The sequence below is a fragment of the Achromobacter sp. Marseille-Q4962 genome (assembly GCF_943737005.1).
GTDB lineage: Bacteria > Pseudomonadota > Gammaproteobacteria > Burkholderiales > Burkholderiaceae_B > Achromobacter.
Genome location: NZ_CALSFU010000007.1, coordinates 1 through 16,719, shown reverse-complemented (window position 1 = coordinate 16,719; position 16,719 = coordinate 1). Strand labels below are relative to the sequence as shown.

At 67.9% G+C, this 16,719-nt stretch carries 17 protein-coding genes, 2 tRNA genes and 1 pseudogene; 14 read left to right on the top strand and 6 right to left on the bottom strand.

All coding sequences use genetic code 11. The features are described from left to right. The first annotated feature begins 128 nt into the window (after positions 1-128). From NGJ44_RS07525 to NGJ44_RS07500, 6 genes are all read left to right on the top strand, one after another. On the top strand, positions 129-920 hold the full coding sequence (locus tag NGJ44_RS07525) for an ABC transporter substrate-binding protein (protein ID WP_053244756.1): 792 nt from the start codon (positions 129-131) through the stop codon (positions 918-920). A 16-nt stretch (positions 921-936) separates the two neighbouring features. Continuing rightward, on the top strand, positions 937-1,629 hold the full coding sequence (locus tag NGJ44_RS07520; protein WP_251863567.1) for an amino acid ABC transporter permease: 693 nt from the start codon (positions 937-939) through the stop codon (positions 1,627-1,629). A 38-nt stretch (positions 1,630-1,667) separates the two neighbouring features. Next, the gene (locus tag NGJ44_RS07515) at positions 1,668-2,321 is read left to right on the top strand and encodes an amino acid ABC transporter permease (RefSeq protein WP_053244758.1); all 654 of its coding nucleotides are present in this window, start codon (positions 1,668-1,670) and stop codon (positions 2,319-2,321) included. Positions 2,322-2,367: 46 nt separating this feature from the next. Beyond that, on the top strand, positions 2,368-3,660 hold the full coding sequence (locus NGJ44_RS07510) for an NAD(P)/FAD-dependent oxidoreductase (protein ID WP_053244755.1): 1,293 nt from the start codon (positions 2,368-2,370) through the stop codon (positions 3,658-3,660). A gap of 12 nt (positions 3,661-3,672) precedes the next feature. Next, a complete protein-coding gene (locus NGJ44_RS07505; protein WP_053244754.1) occupies positions 3,673-4,257 on the top strand; it encodes a helix-turn-helix domain-containing protein in 585 nt (194 codons plus the stop codon). Between the two features lie 81 nt (positions 4,258-4,338). Next, positions 4,339-4,415 (top strand) — tRNA-Arg (locus NGJ44_RS07500). Positions 4,416-4,501: 86 nt separating this feature from the next. On the opposite strand, the gene NGJ44_RS07495 is transcribed toward NGJ44_RS07500, so the two are convergent. Continuing rightward, positions 4,502-4,723 (bottom strand): hypothetical protein, encoded by a 222-nt coding sequence (locus NGJ44_RS07495; protein ID WP_152968018.1) that lies wholly within the window; start codon positions 4,721-4,723, stop codon positions 4,502-4,504. 486 nt (positions 4,724-5,209) lie between these two features. On the opposite strand from NGJ44_RS07495, the gene NGJ44_RS07490 reads away from it, so the two are divergent. From NGJ44_RS07490 to NGJ44_RS07480, 3 genes are all read left to right on the top strand, one after another. Continuing rightward, positions 5,210-5,758, top strand: a complete 549-nt coding sequence (locus NGJ44_RS07490; RefSeq protein WP_053244753.1) for a MarR family transcriptional regulator — start codon at positions 5,210-5,212, stop codon at positions 5,756-5,758. Positions 5,759-5,864: 106 nt separating this feature from the next. Next, entirely contained in the window at positions 5,865-7,421 is a 1,557-nt protein-coding gene (locus tag NGJ44_RS07485) for a DHA2 family efflux MFS transporter permease subunit (protein WP_053244752.1), read from the top strand. A gap of 82 nt (positions 7,422-7,503) precedes the next feature. Further along, positions 7,504-7,932: a bleomycin resistance protein gene (locus NGJ44_RS07480; RefSeq protein WP_053244751.1), complete on the top strand. Its 429-nt coding sequence runs from the start codon at positions 7,504-7,506 to the stop codon at positions 7,930-7,932. Positions 7,933-8,241: 309 nt separating this feature from the next. Here the strand turns inward: NGJ44_RS07480 and NGJ44_RS07475 are convergent, their stop codons facing one another. Further along, entirely contained in the window at positions 8,242-8,520 is a 279-nt protein-coding gene (locus tag NGJ44_RS07475) for a hypothetical protein (protein ID WP_053244750.1), read from the bottom strand. 152 nt (positions 8,521-8,672) lie between these two features. Next, on the bottom strand, positions 8,673-9,194 hold the full coding sequence (gene sodC / locus NGJ44_RS07470) for a superoxide dismutase family protein (protein ID WP_053244749.1): 522 nt from the start codon (positions 9,192-9,194) through the stop codon (positions 8,673-8,675). A 366-nt stretch (positions 9,195-9,560) separates the two neighbouring features. On the opposite strand from sodC, the pseudogene NGJ44_RS07465 reads away from it, so the two are divergent. Beyond that, a pseudogene (locus NGJ44_RS07465) lies at positions 9,561-10,160 on the top strand (response regulator); the annotation flags it as partial. Between the two features lie 244 nt (positions 10,161-10,404). Further along, a complete protein-coding gene (locus tag NGJ44_RS07460; protein WP_053244747.1) occupies positions 10,405-11,664 on the top strand; it encodes an MFS transporter in 1,260 nt (419 codons plus the stop codon). A 26-nt stretch (positions 11,665-11,690) separates the two neighbouring features. Here the strand turns inward: NGJ44_RS07460 and NGJ44_RS07455 are convergent, their stop codons facing one another. Further along, on the bottom strand, positions 11,691-12,572 hold the full coding sequence (locus NGJ44_RS07455) for an NAD(P)-dependent oxidoreductase (RefSeq protein ID WP_053244746.1): 882 nt from the start codon (positions 12,570-12,572) through the stop codon (positions 11,691-11,693). A 162-nt stretch (positions 12,573-12,734) separates the two neighbouring features. On the opposite strand from NGJ44_RS07455, the gene NGJ44_RS07450 reads away from it, so the two are divergent. Continuing rightward, entirely contained in the window at positions 12,735-13,163 is a 429-nt protein-coding gene (locus tag NGJ44_RS07450; protein ID WP_053244745.1) for a PaaI family thioesterase, read from the top strand. Positions 13,164-13,178: 15 nt separating this feature from the next. Here NGJ44_RS07450 and NGJ44_RS07445 read toward each other — a convergent pair whose 3' ends face one another. Then, complete coding sequence (locus tag NGJ44_RS07445) at positions 13,179-14,636, bottom strand: phospholipase D-like domain-containing protein (RefSeq protein WP_053244744.1); 1,458 nt, start codon at positions 14,634-14,636, stop codon at positions 13,179-13,181. A 219-nt stretch (positions 14,637-14,855) separates the two neighbouring features. Between NGJ44_RS07445 and NGJ44_RS07440 the strand changes: the two genes are divergently transcribed. Further along, positions 14,856-14,931: transfer RNA gene (locus tag NGJ44_RS07440), tRNA-His, on the top strand. 80 nt (positions 14,932-15,011) lie between these two features. Then, positions 15,012-15,671 carry an APC family permease gene (locus NGJ44_RS07435; protein WP_353506951.1) on the top strand — a complete coding sequence of 220 codons (660 nt, stop codon included), beginning with the start codon at positions 15,012-15,014 and terminating at the stop codon, positions 15,669-15,671. Between the two features lie 148 nt (positions 15,672-15,819). On the opposite strand, the gene NGJ44_RS07430 is transcribed toward NGJ44_RS07435, so the two are convergent. Then, the gene (locus NGJ44_RS07430; RefSeq protein ID WP_502802118.1) at positions 15,820-16,611 is read right to left on the bottom strand and encodes a ChbG/HpnK family deacetylase; all 792 of its coding nucleotides are present in this window, start codon (positions 16,609-16,611) and stop codon (positions 15,820-15,822) included. Positions 16,612-16,719: the final 108 nt, after the last annotated feature.

Here is a 16,719-nt window from a genome sequence, read left to right as displayed (position 1 = left end):
GATCCTGTAGTTCGCGGCACCTGGCATCGCAGCGGCACGGCAGCAAACCAGGCAGGGCGGTTCCGGACGCCGTCCGCGCCTCCGATATCGTCCGGAAACGTGGTTTCATTCACCGCAAGGGGTCTCAAATGCTGAAGATCAGACTATGGCTGGGCGCGGCAGGGCTGGCGCTGGCGGCTTGCGCCGTCGCGGCGCCGGCGCAGGCCGACGAGCTGTCGGACATCATCAAGCGCGGCGAGCTGCGCGTGGCCGTGCAGACGTCCGGCCCGCTCATGAGTTTCATGGACAAGTCGGGCAAGCGCACGGGCCTGGCCGTCGAAGTCGCGCGGCGCATGGCCGACGACCTCGGCGTGAAGCTGGTGCTGCAGGACTACGAATGGAAGGGGCTCATTCCCGCGCTGCTGTCCGGCAAGGCCGACATGGTGGCCGCCGACATGACGCCCACGCCGCAGCGCGCGGCCCAGGTGCTGTTCTCGGTGCCCATGTTCTACGCCGAAACCGTGGCCGTGGTGCCCAAGGACTCGCCGTACAAAACCTACGCCGAGCTAGACAAGGAGGGAGTGACGGTGGGCGTGCTGGGCGCGAGCACCTACGCCGAGGTGGGCAAGAAGATGCTGCCCAAGGCCACTATGAAGGAATTCTCGGGCGGCAGCGCGCCCGTGGGCCAGGCGCTGTCCAGCGGCCGGCTGGACGCGGGCATCATGGCGCTCACCACCGCCAACCAGTTCATCGCCGACTTCGGCAACCTGCGCGTGCTCGAGGGCATCATGGTGCGCGAGCCGCTGGCCTTCGCTGTGGCGCCCAACGCCTTCCGCCTGAAGTTCTGGCTCGACAACTGGCAGTCGCTCAAGACCGCCGACAACTCCCTGCCCGAAATGGTGAAGTACTGGTACTCCACCGACTGGAAGAAAGACCACTGACGGGGCCGGCGCGCGCATGGACTGGCTGCTCGACTACTACAACTGGCGCATCGTCGGCCAGTACACGGGCCAATTCGCCGAAGGCCTCGCCAACACCCTGATCGCCGCGGGCGCCAGCCTGGCGCTCGCGGTGCTGGCGGGCATCCCCCTGGCCCTGGCGCGCATGTCCGAGCGCGCGCCGGTCTGGCGTCCGGTGGCGGGCTACGTGCAGTTCGTGCGCGCCACGCCGCTGCTGGTGCAGATCTACCTGGTCTATTACGCCGTGCCCGCGCTCGTGCCCGGCGCCAAGGCCTGGAGCGAGATGGCGCTGGGCATTATCGCGCTGACGCTGCACCACGCGGCCTACATGAGCGAGATCATCCGCGTCGGCATCCAGTCGGTGCCGCGCGGGCAGATCGAAGGCGCCAAGGCCTGCGGCATGGACTACCGGCAGCGGCTGCGCTACGTGGTGCTGCCGCAGGCTTTCGCCAACATCCTGCCGCCGCTGCTGGGGCAGACCGCCGTGCTCATCAAGGACACCTCGCTGCTGTCGCTCATCACCGTGTTCGAACTGGTGGCCGCGGGCGTGCAGATGAACAGCGACCGCATCGTGCCCAACGAGGCCTTCCTCACCATCGCGGCGGGCTATCTGATGATCTATTGCGTCATGCTGCTGCTGTCCAGGGGCGTGAGCCTCTGGCTCGCCGGCCCGGCCTGGAGCGCCAAGTGAGCACCCTGGACGCCTACCTCTCCACCGCCGGCGTGGTCATGCCCTTTCTGCTCAAGGGCTTCTGGGAGACGCTGAAGATCTCCTTCGTCGCCATTATCGCGGGCTCGCTGCTGGGCTTTGTGATCGGGGTGATCCGCAGCTACCGCATCCGCGTGGCGCACCAGCTGCTGGGGCTGTACATCCACGTGCTGCGCGGCACGCCGTTCCTGGTGCAGCTCTACATTTTCTATTTCGTGCTGCCCAGCTCCGGCATCGAAATGCTGCACTGGGACTCGGGCACGGCGGCCTTCGTCTCGCTGTCGGTGTACACCTCGTGCTACGTGGCCGAGATCGTCATGGGCGCCATCCAGGCGGTGCCGCGCGGGCAGACCGAGGGCGCCATGACGCTGGGCTTGCGGCCGCTGCAGATCCTGCGGCTGGTCATCCTGCCGCAGGCCATGCGCCTCATCGTGCAGCCCATGAGCGGGGTATACGTCATGCTCATCAAGAGCACGGCCATCCTCTCGGTGGTGGGCATTACCGAACTCACGCGCCAGGGCGAAGTGTTCATCATCACTTTTCCGGCCCATTCGCTCTTCATCTACGCGCTGATCGCCGCCATCTATTTCGTCTACTGCTACCCGCTGCTGCGCCTGGCCAACTGGCTGGAGAAGCGGCTGACGGGCCGCATGCAGGCCGCTTCCCTGCATTAGAGGGCGTATCGCCACGCTCCAGGTCCCGTTTCCACCGAACCCCGCCATGCCCTCCGAATACGTCGACACCTACTACCAGCGCACCCTGGCCGACCGCGACACCTACTACCCGCCGCTGGCCGGCGCCGCGTCCACCGACATCTGTGTGGTGGGGGGCGGGCTGGCGGGCCTGTCCGCCGCCCTGGAACTCGCCCGCCGGGGACGCGACGTGACCCTGCTGGAGGCCCGGCGCATCGCCTGGGGAGCGTCGGGCCGCAATGGCGGCTCGGTGTCGCCCGCGTTTTCGGCGGGCGCCGACGCCATCATCGCGCGCGTCGGCCCCGAGCACTACCGCCAGCTTTACCGCCTGTCGATGGAGGGCGTGGAAATCATCCGCGAGAACATCCGCAGCCTGGGCATTGCCGACGCCCACAAAGTGGACGGCAGGCTGCGCGTGGTGCGCTACGAGGCCACCGAGGCGCTGCAGCGCTTCTGCGAAGCCCAGCAGCGCGATTTCGGGCGGGAAGTGCGGTTCCTGACCCGCGCCCAGGTGCGCGAGCGCCTGGTGTCCGACGCGTATTTCCAGGGCGTGGAAGACCCGGCTTCGTTCCATTTCCACCCCCTCAATTATGCGCGGGCCCTGGCCCGCGAATGCGCGCGCCTGGGCGTGCGCATCCACGAAGACAGCGCCGTCTCGCAGGCCGGCCTCGACGGCGCGGTCAAGCGCCTGCGCACCGCCGGCGGGGAAATCGAGGCGCGCTGTGTGGTGCTGGCCATGGGCGGCTACACCGGGCCGGTCGTGCCCGGGCTGCGCCGCGCCATGCTGCCCATCGCCACCTACATCATGCTGACCGAGCCCCTGGGCGACCGGGTGCGCCAGGCCATCCGCACCGCGGCCGCCATCGGCGACGACCGCCGCGCCGGCAATTACTATCGCGTCCTCGATGGCGGACGCATCGGCTGGGGCAGTAGAATCACCACCCGCGTCGACGACCCGCCCGATCTCGCCGAGTCGCTGCGCCGGGAGCTGCTTTCCGTCTATCCGCAATTGCAGGGGCTGCGGGTCGAGACGGCCTGGTCCGGCCGCATGGCCTACGCCCGGCATCTCATGCCGCAGATCGGCAAGCTGGCGCCCGACGTGTGGTACTGCACCGCCTTCGGCGGCCACGGCATGAACACCACGGCCATCGGCGGGCGGGTGGTTGCCGAGGGCATTGCCGGCGACAGCGGACGCTACCGGCTTTTCGAGCCGTTCGGGCTGGCCTGGAACGGCGGGGCGCTGGGCACGGCGGCGGTCCAGCTCACGTATTGGTCGTACCAGGCGCGCGACTGGTGGCGGGAACGGCGCTCGCGCATATGACAGGATGTACAGATGCGAGCCACCAAACAGAGCGTACTGGCACAACGGCTGCGGGCCCTGCGCCAGGCGCGCCGCTGGACGCTGAAACAGGCGGCCGAGGCCACGGGCGTGTCCGCGTCCACCCTGTCCAAGATCGAAAACAGTCTGCTTTCTCCCACCTACGACAACCTCATCAAGATCGCCGCCGGCCTGGGCCTGGACGTGGCCGAGCTGTTCACGCCTTCCGACGCCCACATGGGCACCGGCCGGCGCAGCCTCAGCCGCCGGGGAGAAGGCCGCCAGTACGAAACGCCGTATTACGACCACCGGCTCCTGTGCACTGCGCTCTCGCACAAGCGCATGATGCCGTTCCACACCCGCATCAAGGCGCGCTCCTTCGACGAATTCCATGACTGGAGCCGCCACAACGGCGAAGAATTCGTCTACGTCCTGAGCGGCGAAGTCGAGCTCCACACCGAGTTCTACCAGCCCGCCCGCCTCGCCGCCGGCGAGAGCTTCTACATCGACAGCCGCATGGGCCATCGGGTCATCAGCGTGAGCGAGCAGGACGCCATGGTGCTGTGGATCTCCACCCATGCCGACCTGGGCGAACACTGAGCCGCCGGGCTTTTCCCCCGCCGCGCACAACAGGGTAAAATTCGCGGCCCGGACCCGTTTTCGGGCGCCGGTCACCATCGCGCGGCAGTAGCTCAGCTGGATAGAGCACGGGCCTTCTAAGCCTGAGGTCGGGGGTTCGAGCCCCTCCTGCCGCGCCAGGATTGCTCATGGAATCAAGCGTTTATGCGGATTTGGCGGTCGCTAACGTGGCAATTATTAGAATTTTTTCGCCAGCGTCAGAACTTTACTCTGTAGCAGAAGCTCGTTTGATGCGCCGTCGGTCATAGTGTCGATGGGTTGTCGCCGGGTTGGCGTGCGCGGCGAAGTCGTAGGCGTCGGCATCGCGCCTGGCGAGTTTGCTTGTGATCGCTGCCGGCCGAACGTCTTGCAGATTGAAGTACATCGGTTGGCTGGTCAGCGTCCTTTCGCTAACTTCATCGCCATGCGGCTTGATCCATGCCAGCATTGCGTCCTTCCAGCTAGAGGCCCAGCCCCGTCGCGTGTAGCTTTCGGTGCTTCTGGTCGGGGCGAAGAGGTAGGGGCTATCGGGGTCGTCGCGGTCCAATGCCCTTTGAACGACGCCATGCAGCCGCTTGGACTACAGGCGCTCTTTCTCGGTCCAGGCCCAGGCCAGTATCGGCGCAAAATGAGGTGTCTGGACGTTAGAACCGATCCCTCAAGACCCACATGAAACCGTCGTTGTTTTCCTGGATCAGTTCTAACGCAGCGCGGCGAAAGCGCATATAAATCAAGACGTTAATAATTGAAAGCACGGGCCTTCCAAGCCTGAGGTCGGGGGTTCGAGCCCCTCCTGCCGCGCCCCCCCATTGCGCCGCGTTGCCGGCGGCGCGCATTCCACCCCAGCCTTTCCCTGCGCCGAGAACTTCCCGCGGCGGGCTTGCCATGCGCATTCCGTGGTAGTAACCTACGTTATTATTTTCCGGATGCCGCCATGTCCACCGACACCGCTCCCGATGGCGCGACCGCGCCGCCCGCCGAGCAGGCGTCTTCGTTCGACCCCTTCGAGCAGGCGATGCGCGACCTGTCGCGCCGGCTGGGATCGAAAGGCAGGGGGCCCTTGCAGCAGTCGGTGTTTTCGCGGCTGCTGCAATACACGGCGCTGCGGCTGACGGACAGGCTGGACGAACCGCTGCGCGAGCACGGCCTGAATTCCACGCTGTGGACGGCGCTGGTCATCATCTACAGCAGCCCCGAGCACGAAATGATGCCGTCCGCGCTCAGCGACTTTCTCAATGCGTCGCGCACCCATGTCACGCGGATCTCCAGGGAACTGGCGGAGCAGGGCTATCTGCAGCGCGTGGCCAGCGCGCAGGACGGGCGCCAGGTGCTGCTGCAGCTCACCGCCCAGGGCCGGCAGTTCGTCGAGGAGTACCTGCCGCGCCGCCGCGCGCAGCTCTCGCGCACGTTCGCCGTCTTCGACGCCGCCGAGCTGGCGCAGTTCGAGGCCCTGACGCGCAAGCTGTTGCGCGCCGTGGATTAGGGGCTGCGCACCCCGGGCGCCGGGTTTCCGGTTTCACGCAACGCTTTCCCGGGTCCCGGCCATTCTGATAGTAACGTAGGTTATTAATATCCCTCTTGCCGCCGCCATGGATGCCCAACGCTCTCCGCCCGCCGCCGAACCGCATCGGTGGATGATCACGGTGTCGATCATGATGGCGACCGTCATGCAGACGCTGGACAGCACCATCGCCAACGTCGCGCTGCCGCACATGGCGGGCGGGCTGTCGGCGTCGCAGAGCCAGATCACCTGGGTGCTGACCTCGTACATCGTGGCCGCCGCGATCGCCACGCCGGTCACGGGCTGGCTGACGGGGCGCTACGGCCGCTCGCGCGTGTTCCTGGTGTCCATCGCCGGCTTCACGATCGCGTCGCTGCTGTGCGGCGCGGCGGCGAACCTGGCGGCCATCGTGGCGGCGCGCCTGCTGCAAGGCGCGTTCGGCGCGGCGCTGGTGCCGCTCTCGCAGTCGGTGATGCTGGACATCAATCCGCCGGAGCGCCATGCGCGCGCCATGGCGACCTGGGGCATGGGCGTGATGCTCGGCCCCATCCTGGGGCCCACGCTGGGCGGCTGGCTGACCGACAACATGAGCTGGCGCTGGGTGTTTCTCATCAACCTGCCGATCGGGCTGCTGTCTTTCGCCGGCGTCTGGTTCTACCTGCGCGACGAGGCGGCGCCGCGCAAGGCGGGCTTCGACGGGTTCGGCTTCGCGACGCTGGCCGTCTTCGTCGCCATGCTGCAGCTCGTGCTGGACCGCGGCGAGCAGGTGGATTGGTTCGAGTCGCTGGAGATACGCGCCTACGCGGTGTGCGCCGTGATCTCGCTGACGTTTTTCGTGATCCATACCGCCACCGCGGGCGCGGGTTCGTTCCTGAACGTGCAACTGCTGCGCGACCGCAACTTCGTGACCGGCACCGCGTTTTACTTCCTGCTGGGATTGCTGCTGTACGCTACCCGCGCGTTGCTGCCGCCCATGCTGCAGACGCTGCTGGGCTACCCCGTCATCACCACGGGGCTGGTGACCGCGCCCAGCGGCCTGGGCACCATGGTGTCGATGCTGATTGCCGGGCGCATCGTGGGCCGGGTGGACGAGCGGCTCATCATCGCGCTGGGCATGGGGCTGACCGCGCTGTCGCTGTGGCAGCTTGCCAACCTGTCGCCCGTGCTCTCCGAATGGCACATCGTGTGGCCCGGATTCATCCAGGGGCTGGGATTGGGGTTTTCTTCCGTGCCGCTCACCACCCTGACGTTCTCCACCCTGGAGCGTGCGCTGCGGCCGGAGGGCACGGCCATCTACAGCCTGTCGCGCAACATGGGCAGCAGCATCGGCATCTCGGCCATGCAGGCCCTGCTGACGCGCAACACCGCCGCCATGCACAGTTCGCTGGCGGCATACGTGACGGCGGGCGCGCTGCTGACCCGGCCGGACGGCTTCGACCGGGTGTTCGACCTGCACTCGCTGGCCGGCCTGGCGCGGCTGGACGAGGTGCTGCAGAACCAGGCGGCGTTCATCGCTTACCTGGACGATTACCGGCTGATGATGTGGCTGACGCTGGCGACGCTGCCTTGTCTGCTGCTGATGCGCGTCCGCCGGCGCGCGCCAATGCGGGAAGAAGAAACTCCCGCGCCGATGGAGGCCGACTGAACGTTGCGTTCGCCCGGGTATGATCTGCGCATCATCTCTCCACTGGCATGGGCGGCGCCCGGCATTTCATTCGGAAGAAAGCATGCGCAACGTTTCCTGGGCCCGGTTGGTCCCTGAACTGCTGGTCGGCGATATGTCGGCGAGCCTGTCGTTCTGGACGGGGCTCGGCTTTTCGGTTCTGTACCGGCGCGAGGAAGAGGGGTTTGCCTACCTGGACTTGGACGGCGCCCAGATCATGCTGGAAGAAGTGCGCGCCAACCGGACCTGGGTCACCGGTCCGCTGCAACGTCCATACGGCCGGGGCATTAATTTCCAGATTGCGGTGCCGGCCATCGAACCGCTGGTCGAGGCGCTGCGGTCGCAGGGATGGCCGTTGTTCCTGGCGCCCGAAGAGCGGTGGTACCGCGCGGACGGGATCGAATTCGGCGTGCGCCAGTTCTTGGCGCAGGATCCCGACGGCTACCTGCTTCGGTTTTCCGCGTCGATTGGCCAGCGGCCCTGGGCGGGTTGATGCGCGGTTGATTCTCGCCATGGCCTTGCGCGAATGCCTGCATGGGCGCAAGGGGATATCTACGTTCCGGCGCTGCGCCGGAACAATAACGAGGGCGTCACGGTCGCGACAACAACCTGCGCGCCGCCCACCTGTATGTGCTGGCGACCGAGGCGCTTTTGCCGGGACGCAGCCATGACCTGCGGCCATCATGTCCCTGGTTTCCGAGGCGCCGGAGGACAGCGAGTTCCACAAGGCGAGGCTGGGCCGCATTCCCGGGCTGTTGCACATCACAGTGAACACGCAGGGAGCTGGCCGCGGGCGCCCGCCTCAACCGAACAGGCCCGACCGTTCCTTGAGCAGCTCCAGCAGCGTCAGGGCGGCCAGGAGCAGGGCGGGCGCAAGAAAGAAGAGCGCAGCCCAGCCGAAGCGCCGCGCCGCGGGTTTCTTCCGGCGCAGCAGCAGGAACACCGCAAGGGACAGCGCGCCCCACACCGCCAGGAAAGCCGCGAGCGCCGTGACCACGAGGTGGCCCAGGCTGCCCACGTCCGCCCGGCACACGGCCGGAACCAGGGCAAGCGACAGTGCGCACGGCGTGGTCTTTTTCATGGGTTTCGATGCGTATGGCGGAAAGCCTGGCATCTTAGGGAGTTTGCGGGCCGCGCGCCAGCGCGGCTGGGACGGCGGCCCGGGCCGGCGCCCGGGATCTGGTGGATGCTGGCACGATGAGGGACCGGCGGGGCGCCGCCGTGGGAGGGCGCTTACTTCACCACGCCGCACACGATGCGCGCGCCGCCGCCGCCCAGTTTTTCAGGGTGGTCGCTGTGGTTGTCGCCGCCCGCATGGATCATGAGGGCGTGGCCGGCGAATTCCGAGGCTTTCAGGCGCGGCGCCAGCACCGGGTAGGTGGCGCTGCCGTCGGCCGCCACATACAGGGCGGGCAGGTCGCCCTTGTGGCCGGTCTTGTCGTAGGGGCCCTTGTGGGCGTTGGTCTTATCCGGATCCCAGTGGCCGCCGGCCGCGCCGGCGGGGGTGGGCTTGCCGTCCACGTCGGCGGTGTCGCACGAAGGCTTGGCGTGCAGGTGAAAGCCGTGAATGCCGGGCGGCAGGCCTTCGAGCTTGGGCGTAAGCAGGGCGCCGTAGGGCGTCTGTTCGATGTTGACGGTGCCCGCGGATTTCTCCACGCCCTTGAGGCTGACGAAGGACATCTCCACGGTGACCGGCTTGGCCGCCAGGGCGGCGGCGGAAAAGGCCATCAAGGCGCCGGAAATCAGAATTCGCATGGCTGTGCTCCTGTTGGGAAGGCGGTCCCGGCGGCGCGTTCGGGCGTTCCGCTCGGCCGTAACGGCAAGTGTATCGGCGCGGACGGCGCCGTGGCGCACGCGCGCCGGGCGAATGGTGAACGGATGTGTGGCCGTGCTTCCGTTTGCGTCCGGCCGCGCCGCCGGTTGCGGCGACGCCACGGTCGCGCGGGAGTTTTCCGGAATCTTCCTATGTGAATGTCGTTGTGGGAGACGCACCATACCGTCCACGCGAACGCTCCCGTCCGTGGAGCGCCCACCCAAGCACCCAGTATCCCGCATCCCGCGCCCGCGTTCCCGCCGGCGCCTCGCGCCCGGCCGGTACACGCATGAGGAGGTAGCAGGGCAATGACCAGCCGATTTATCCGCGTGCTCGTCGCGGACGATCACCCCATCGTGGCCTCGGGAGTCAGCCACGAACTCGAGCGCGACCCGGCCATCGACCTGATGGGCTGCGCCAGCAACTCCACCGAGCTCGTCGCCCGCCTGGAGGCGCAGCATTGCCACGTGGTCATCGCCGACTACGTCATGCCGGGCGGCCGGTACGGAGACGGCCTGAGCCTCATCGCGCTGCTCAGGCGGCGCTTTCCGCAGACCGGGCTGGCGGTGCTCACGGTGGTGGACAACGCCACGCTGCTGCGCTCCCTGCTGGCCTACGAAGGGCTCTGCCTGTTGAGCAAGCTGGACGCCGCCAGCCACATCCTCCATGCCGTGCGCACCCTGCACGAGGGCGGCGTCTACCATTCCCCCTCCATCCGCAAGATGATCGCCAGCCTCGACCTGCCGGGCAACGCCGTCAGCCTGACGCGCCGCGAGGCCGAGGTGATCCGTCTTTTCTGTTCCGGTGCCACCATTACCGAAATCTCCCGCATGTCGCACCGCAGCGTGCAGACCGTGAGCTCGCAGAAGCGCAGCGCCATGCGCAAGCTCGGCCTGTCGCGCGACGCCGACCTGATCCGCCACGGCTTCGAGGCCATGCGCATCCACGCCGCCGAAGGCGCGCGCGCCCGACGCCGGCTGAGCTGTCCCGCTCCGCCGCCCGTTTCGCTTTCTCCGCGTTCCGGTGGCCGGTCACCGGACAGTTTTCGCACGTGTGTGCGTTTCGGCGTCGCGCCTGGCGGTACTATCGAAAGCACGCCTGTGCTGGACGCGCGCACGGCGACAAAAACGATACGCACCGAGGAGAGACAACGTGGACAAACAAGCGGCCGGGCGCTGGTATTTCGGCTGGAACATCGTGGCGGCGGCCACGGTGCTGACCTTGCTGACGGTCGGCCTGCGCATGGGCATCGGCCCGTTCTTCCTGCCCATGGCCGAGAGCCTGGGCTTTTCCCGCAGCCTGCTGTCGGCCATCGTGGCCGTGGGCATGCTGTGCTACGGGCTCGCCATGCCGCTGGCCGGCCACCTCGTGAACGTGCGCGGCACGCGGTTCGTGCTGCTGGCCGGCACCGCCATCGTGGTGCTTTCCTCCATCTGGACGGCGTTTGCCCGCGGGCCCGTCGAGTTCCTGCTTTCCTTCGGCGTGGCGCTTTCCGTGGGGCTGGCCTTCACCAGCCCGGTGGCGCTTACTCCCGTCATCAGCCGCTGGTTCACCCGCCAGCGCGGCATGGCGCTGTTCTTTCTTTCCACCGGTTCCATGGCCGGCATCGCGCTCATGACGCCCACGCTCGCCTTCGCGATTTCGGCGGCCGGCTGGCAGGGAACCCTGCTGGGCTTTGCCGCGATATTCGCGCTCTTCACGGTGCCGGTGGCGTTGTTCGTCGTGCGCGACCAGGCGCCGGAGCATACCGATCTGCTACCCGGCGACGCTTCCCGGCGCAGGGCGGCCACGGCGGAGGCCGCGTCCCGCGCGCCCGCCATGGCGCTGCCGCAGGCGGTGCGCAGCATGCCCTTCTGGAAGATCGCGCTGGGGCTTTTCGCCTGTGGCTTCAGCATGAACCTGCTGGGCACGCACGGCATGCCCATGCTGATGGACCACGGCTTCGACGCCACCACCAGTTCGCTGGGCATCGGCCTGATCGGGCTGGTGGCGATTTTCAGCACGCTGGTGCTGGGCCGCATGTCGGACCAGCTCGAGCGGCGCAATATCCTCGCCGCGATCTATCTGGTCCGCGGTCTGGGATTCTTCGCCCTGGCGGCCGTCGGCACGCATTGGGAGCTGTACCTGGCCGCCACCATCGGCGGCGTGGTGTGGGCCGGCAGCATCGCCCTGTCATCGGCCATCCTGGCCGACGTGTATGGCGTGCGGCTGGTGGGCGTGCTGTACGGCCTGGCGTACCTGGGGCACCAGGTCGGCGGCATGATCAGCTCCTGGCTGGGCGGCTGGGCCTACGAAGCATTCGGCACGCACTGGATCGCCTTCGGCGCCGCCGGCGCGCTGCTGGTGCTGGCCGCTCTCGTATCCCTGCGCCTGCCGGTGCGCGGCCTGCCGCGGCAAGCCGCGGCGGCATGAGTATTCGCGGGCGGCCGCCCGGCGCCTCAGGCGGTGTTGCGGTCTTTCAGCAGCGAAACGAGTTCGGGCACGTAGCGCTGGCCGCCGCCCTGTTCCACGGCCTCGTCGTAGGTGCGCAGCACCGCCTCGCCGATATGGTCCACCGCGCCGGTCTCCGCCGCCATGGTGGTGTAGTACGACAGGTCTTTCTGCGCGTTGGACATGAAGAACTTCAGCGAGGACGCGTCCTGCTCCAGCAGATAGGGCTTCAGGCGTTCCAGCGCCACGCCGCCGCCGCCGCCCTTGCCCAGCACGTCGGCGAAGACGGCGGGGTCGATGCCTGCGCGCAGCGCGCAGGCGGCCGCCTCGGCCAGCAGCGCGATGGTGCCCAGCGACACGTAGTTGTGCAGCAGCTTCATGCGGTGTCCGGCGCCCACCGGGCCGGCGTGCGTGATGTTCTCGGCGAAGCAGGCCAGAATGGGCCGGCACTGCTCGAACAGGCCGGCGTCGCCGCCCACCAGCAGGTTGAGCCGGCCTTCGGCCGCTTCCTTGGGCGTGCGCGTCATGGGCGCATCCAGGAACCGGCCGCCCCGGGCCTCCACTTCCCGGGCCACCTTGAGGGTGGAAGAGGGGATGGCGGTGGAGCAGTCGATGACCACGGCGCCCGGACGCAGGCCTTGCAGCACGCCGCCCGGCGAGAGCAGCACGGCCTCGACCTGCGGGCTGCCCGTCACGCACAGGATGATGATGTCGGATTGCGCCGCCAGCGTCGCGCCGTCGGCGCAGCTGCGGGCGCCCGCCGCCTTCAGCGCGTCCAGGGGCTGGTTGCCCGGGTGCTCCAGCACCGTCAGCTCATGCCCGTGCCTGACCAGGTTGCTCGCGATGCCGTGGCCCATGAGGCCGATGCCCGCCATGCCGATTCTTGCCATCTTCCACTGCTCCTGCCTTGTAGGTTGTGTTGTGGCGTAGATGTTACTCCCAAGCCGGACCGGCCGCGGACCGTCCGCCCCGCGACCGTGCGGGCGCGGCCACGGTCCTGGCCGGGTCCCGCTTTGCGATACTAGGACCGACGCAATTTCCCTTTCCGAGCCATGACAGAACCGATTCCCGAGGGCTACGCGCCCTGGCGCCCCGGCAGTCCCTACATGAACCACCTGGCCGACCTCGGCGCCCTGTACCGCCGCGCCTCGGACGGCGTGCTGGCGCTGCGCATCGCCCAGCCGCACATGAACACGCACGGCATCGCCCACGGCGGCCTGCTCGCCACGCTGGCCGACAGCGCGCTGGGGCTGGCCATCAACGAGCAGACTGGCCTGTCCATCGTGACGGTGCAGATGTCGGTGGAATACCTGAACGCCGTGCGGCCCGGCGACTGGCTGGAGGCGCACGTGCAGATCGACAAGCAAGGCAGGCGCCTGGTCTACGCCACCTGCCTGCTGCGCGTGGGCGGGCGCGTCATGCTCAAGGCCAATGCGGTTTTTGCCGTGCGGGCCGCGCCGGTGCCGGCCTCCGACGCCTGAGGCCGCCCGCGCCGCCTACAGGTACGGCGTGGCCAGCCAGATCACCTTGTTGCGCAGCCGCTTGAGGAAGGGCGCCGACAGCAGGTTCTCCAGCGTTTCGCGGCGCGCGTTGGCGATCAGGCCGTCGATCCGCGCGCCGATCCAGCGCGCCAGTTCCGGGTCGTAGATCTCGGTGTCCAGCTCGAAATTCAGGCGCAGGCTGCGCGGATCCAGGTTGGAAGACCCCACGTAGGCCCAGGCGTCGTCCACCGTCATGAGCTTGGAATGATCGAAGGCCCCGCGGGCGCGCCAGACCCGGCAGCCCGTGTGGATCACCTGGTCGAGCTGCGCGGTCATGGCGTAGTCGACCAGGCGCAGATTGTTCTTGCCGGGAATCACGATGTCCACCTGCACGCCCCGGCGCGCCGCCGTGGCCAGCGCCCCGATCAGGGTCTGGTCCGGCAGGAAATACGGCGACTGGATGCGCACGCGCCGCTGCGCCACCGCCAGCGCGCCCAGCAGCATATTGTGCGTGCTGCCGATGGCCCGGTCCGGGCCCGACGGCACGCAGCGCATCGGCACGCTGCCCGCCGGCGCCGTCGCGTGCGGATCGAACCAGGGCCGCGCGGGCAGCGATTCGTGGGTGGTGAAATTCCAGTCGTGCGCGAAGACCGACATCAGCTGCGTTACGATCGGCCCTTCCAGCCGGAAATGCGTGTCCGCGTTGACGCGCTGGCCCGCCACCGCGCTCACGAATGCCGCCCGCACGTTCATGCCGCCGGTAAAGCCCACCCGGCCATCCACCACCAGCACCTTGCGGTGGCTGCGCAGGTTCGCGTAGGGCATGCGCATCACGCCCAGCGGATTCGTCATGAAGCGCGCCACCGGCACGCCGCCCCGGGCCAGCATGCGCACGATGGGCGGGCGCGAATACTTGGCGCCGATGGCGTCGATCAGCACCCGCACCTGCACGCCGCGCGCATGCGCCTCGATCAGCGCCTGCGCCATTTCGCGCCCGATCACGTCGTTGTCGAAGATATAGCTCTGCATGGCGATGGCGTGCCGCGCGCCGCGTATGGCCAGCAGCATCGCCGGATACGCCTCGTCGCCGCCGGCCAGCGGCCGCACCGTGTTGCCGCCCAGCAGGCGGAACCGGCTCACCCGGTCGCCCAGCACCTTGAGCGAGGCGAACTGCGGACCCGAGATCGGCGCCACGTCCACGGGCGGCGTCTCGACCTGGTCGGCGTCGATCACCATGGCTTCGTCGCGCTGCTGCGACACCCGCGTCTTGCGGATGCGGTTGATGCCCGCTACGAAATAGAAAAGCGCGCCGAACAGCGGCGAAAACAGCGCCACCCCTACCCATCCGATAGCCGCGCGCACATCCTGCTTCGTCATCGCCGCGTGCACCGCCGCGCCCGTTCCCGCCACCACGCTGACTGCGAAGATCAGATGAGGCCAATACTCGATGAGCAGCGCGTGCAGGCGATCCATGGCGGCGAAAGCGGACAGGCTCCGAAAAGCGGGGGGTGAAGGGCAAGCGCAAGAATAGCAAGGAAGCGCCGGCTTTCAAGCCGGGCTTCCACACCTGGGAAAAAACATGCTAATATTTGACTTCTTTGCTGCTTCCGCTTCGCACGAAGCCGCCAGCCGCGTGCCCGATACCCTATCTGGCACGCAGGCCCGAAAAAGGGAAAACGGCAAACCGCAGCGGTGGCTGTAGCTCAGTTGGTAGAGTCCCGGATTGTGATTCCGGTTGTCGTGGGTTCGAGTCCCATCAGCCACCCCATAGAATTCAATGAAATCAGGCGCTTAGGTTAATTCCGAAGCGCCTTTTTCTTTGCCTGATGGTGGCAGGAACACCGATTGGTGACATCAGGCGCTCTTCATCTTCACGACTCGACGCCGGTCGTACCCGTGCATTGGAGACCCCGAAGGCACTCCTGCGCCATTGTCCTGGCGTGTTCTCGCTGCGCAGCCTCATCCGCAACGTGCCGGTCCTGGATTCAGTGCCTGTCAGCCTCGACGGTTCTTTCCGTCGTAAACAGCCTGCTGTATTGCGCCGCGCGCACCCTCCGCGAGGCCGCGCTGGCTGGCGATCTGCCATTGCGCCTGAGGGGCGCATTCGCGGCCAGCCCCCGCGTGGCGCCGCTGGCCGCTTTCGCGTGTTCGGCGTCCATCTTCATCGCGCTCACGCTCGACGGGCAATTTGTCTTTAAGCTTGCGACCGCTGTTGCCACGATCGGCGCACTAACCGTCTGGTTGATGATCTTCCTGGCTTCTTTTCGCCTGGCTTCCCGGCGCGAGACGGCGGGTAGCCTGCCGCCCCTGACACGATGGAAAGCCGTGCTCGGGGCGAGCATCACGGTGGCTATCTTCGTCTCGCTGCAATTCTTCGAGCTTTTCAGCTCCTCGCTTCAATTGGGTCTGCCCGCCGTCATCTTGGTGGGCGGCGCGACGCTGCTGGCAAAACGCTCAAAGCCCGAATGGCGTGAGGTCGCCGCTCAAGATTCGGGGCTTTCGCGTTGAAACCGCACAGGCGGTCCGGCGCGAGCGCAAAATACGCTGGGTATCGGCCGCGCCTCAGGCATGCCAGCGCTCGGTTGCCCTGGCGCGCGAGTTGCCTGCCAAGAGCCATGTGGTCACTGACGCGCAGGCAGCCAAGGGTTGCGCGCACTTAGCGCCGCGACAGCCGCGCGATCCGCACGCCGTTGAAGCGCATCCATTCGCCGATCAGGGGGCTGGCCAGCACGGAGTACTCGGCCGCGCGCTGGCCGGCCAGGCGGTCGCCGGAGCTGGGCAGGCCGGGGTGGCACATGATCAGGTCGCCGTCCAGCGCGTGATACAGCCAGTGATGCAACAGGGCCGCGTAGCGGCGCACGCCGCCGTCCAGGCCGTAGACGCCCAGCATGCGGCGGTTGGTGCGCCAGCCGTCGCGGTGCGCGGCGCGGCGCAGCGCGGCCGCGCCCAGTGCGCCGATGAGGTGCGCCTTGGCGGCGTCGCGCAGCGGAATGCCGTCCAGGATGCCGGGAGCGGTGTGTCGCAGCCAGGGCCGCTGGGGGCCGTAGCGCCGCCGCAGGAAGTCCAGCAGGCGCGGCAGCACGCCGGGCAGCTGGTGCACGTGCTGGTGCCCGTCGACGTAGTCGGGCGCGCGTCCCAGGGTGCGCTCGAAGGCGTCGAACTGGCGCGCCAGCTGCGTGTCGATCCAGGCGCCGTCGAGACGGCCGGTATAGGCCCGGGCGATCAGCGCCGGCAGGGGCATGACGGCGGTCCGGCCCGCGGCGTCGAAGGCTTCGGTGAGGTTCAGGTGTACGCCCAGGTCTGCGTCGATGCCGGCCAGGGCTGGGGCGTCGGCGGCAAAGGCGGGGCCGAGCGCGAGGCAGCTCACCGCGCTGAGCCGGCCCATTGCGGCGAGCTGCAGCATGCCGGCGTCGATGCCGGGAGTCATGCCGAAGTCGTCTGCGCACACCACGATGTGTTTCCAGCCTTGGCGGGACCCCGGCTTGCGCGCGCCATGATGCGGACCCGCGCCGCCGCGCTGAGGCGGGCGGGGCGGATCGCGCGCGTCGTCCGAGGC

Bases quoted from the DNA above. Each gene is read 5' to 3' on its own strand.
- NGJ44_RS07455 (WP_053244746.1), bottom strand. From the start codon at position 12,572: ATGGCAAGAATCGGCATGGCGGGCATCGGCCTCATGGGCCACGGCATC.
- NGJ44_RS07525 (WP_053244756.1), top strand. From the start codon at position 129: ATGCTGAAGATCAGACTATGGCTGGGCGCGGCAGGGCTGGCGCTGGCG.
- NGJ44_RS07510 (WP_053244755.1), top strand. From the start codon at position 2,368: ATGCCCTCCGAATACGTCGACACCTACTACCAGCGCACCCTGGCCGAC.
- NGJ44_RS07495 (WP_152968018.1), bottom strand. From the start codon at position 4,723: ATGCTGGCATGGATCAAGCCGCATGGCGATGAAGTTAGCGAAAGGACG.
- NGJ44_RS07505 (WP_053244754.1), top strand. From the start codon at position 3,673: ATGCGAGCCACCAAACAGAGCGTACTGGCACAACGGCTGCGGGCCCTG.
- NGJ44_RS07490 (WP_053244753.1), top strand. From the start codon at position 5,210: ATGTCCACCGACACCGCTCCCGATGGCGCGACCGCGCCGCCCGCCGAG.
- NGJ44_RS07515 (WP_053244758.1), top strand. From the start codon at position 1,668: ATGCCCTTTCTGCTCAAGGGCTTCTGGGAGACGCTGAAGATCTCCTTC.
- NGJ44_RS07445 (WP_053244744.1), bottom strand. From the start codon at position 14,636: ATGGATCGCCTGCACGCGCTGCTCATCGAGTATTGGCCTCATCTGATC.
- NGJ44_RS07520 (WP_251863567.1), top strand. From the start codon at position 937: ATGGACTGGCTGCTCGACTACTACAACTGGCGCATCGTCGGCCAGTAC.
- NGJ44_RS07450 (WP_053244745.1), top strand. From the start codon at position 12,735: ATGACAGAACCGATTCCCGAGGGCTACGCGCCCTGGCGCCCCGGCAGT.
- NGJ44_RS07485 (WP_053244752.1), top strand. From the start codon at position 5,865: ATGGATGCCCAACGCTCTCCGCCCGCCGCCGAACCGCATCGGTGGATG.
- sodC (WP_053244749.1), bottom strand. From the start codon at position 9,194: ATGCGAATTCTGATTTCCGGCGCCTTGATGGCCTTTTCCGCCGCCGCC.
- NGJ44_RS07480 (WP_053244751.1), top strand. From the start codon at position 7,504: ATGCGCAACGTTTCCTGGGCCCGGTTGGTCCCTGAACTGCTGGTCGGC.
- NGJ44_RS07475 (WP_053244750.1), bottom strand. From the start codon at position 8,520: ATGAAAAAGACCACGCCGTGCGCACTGTCGCTTGCCCTGGTTCCGGCC.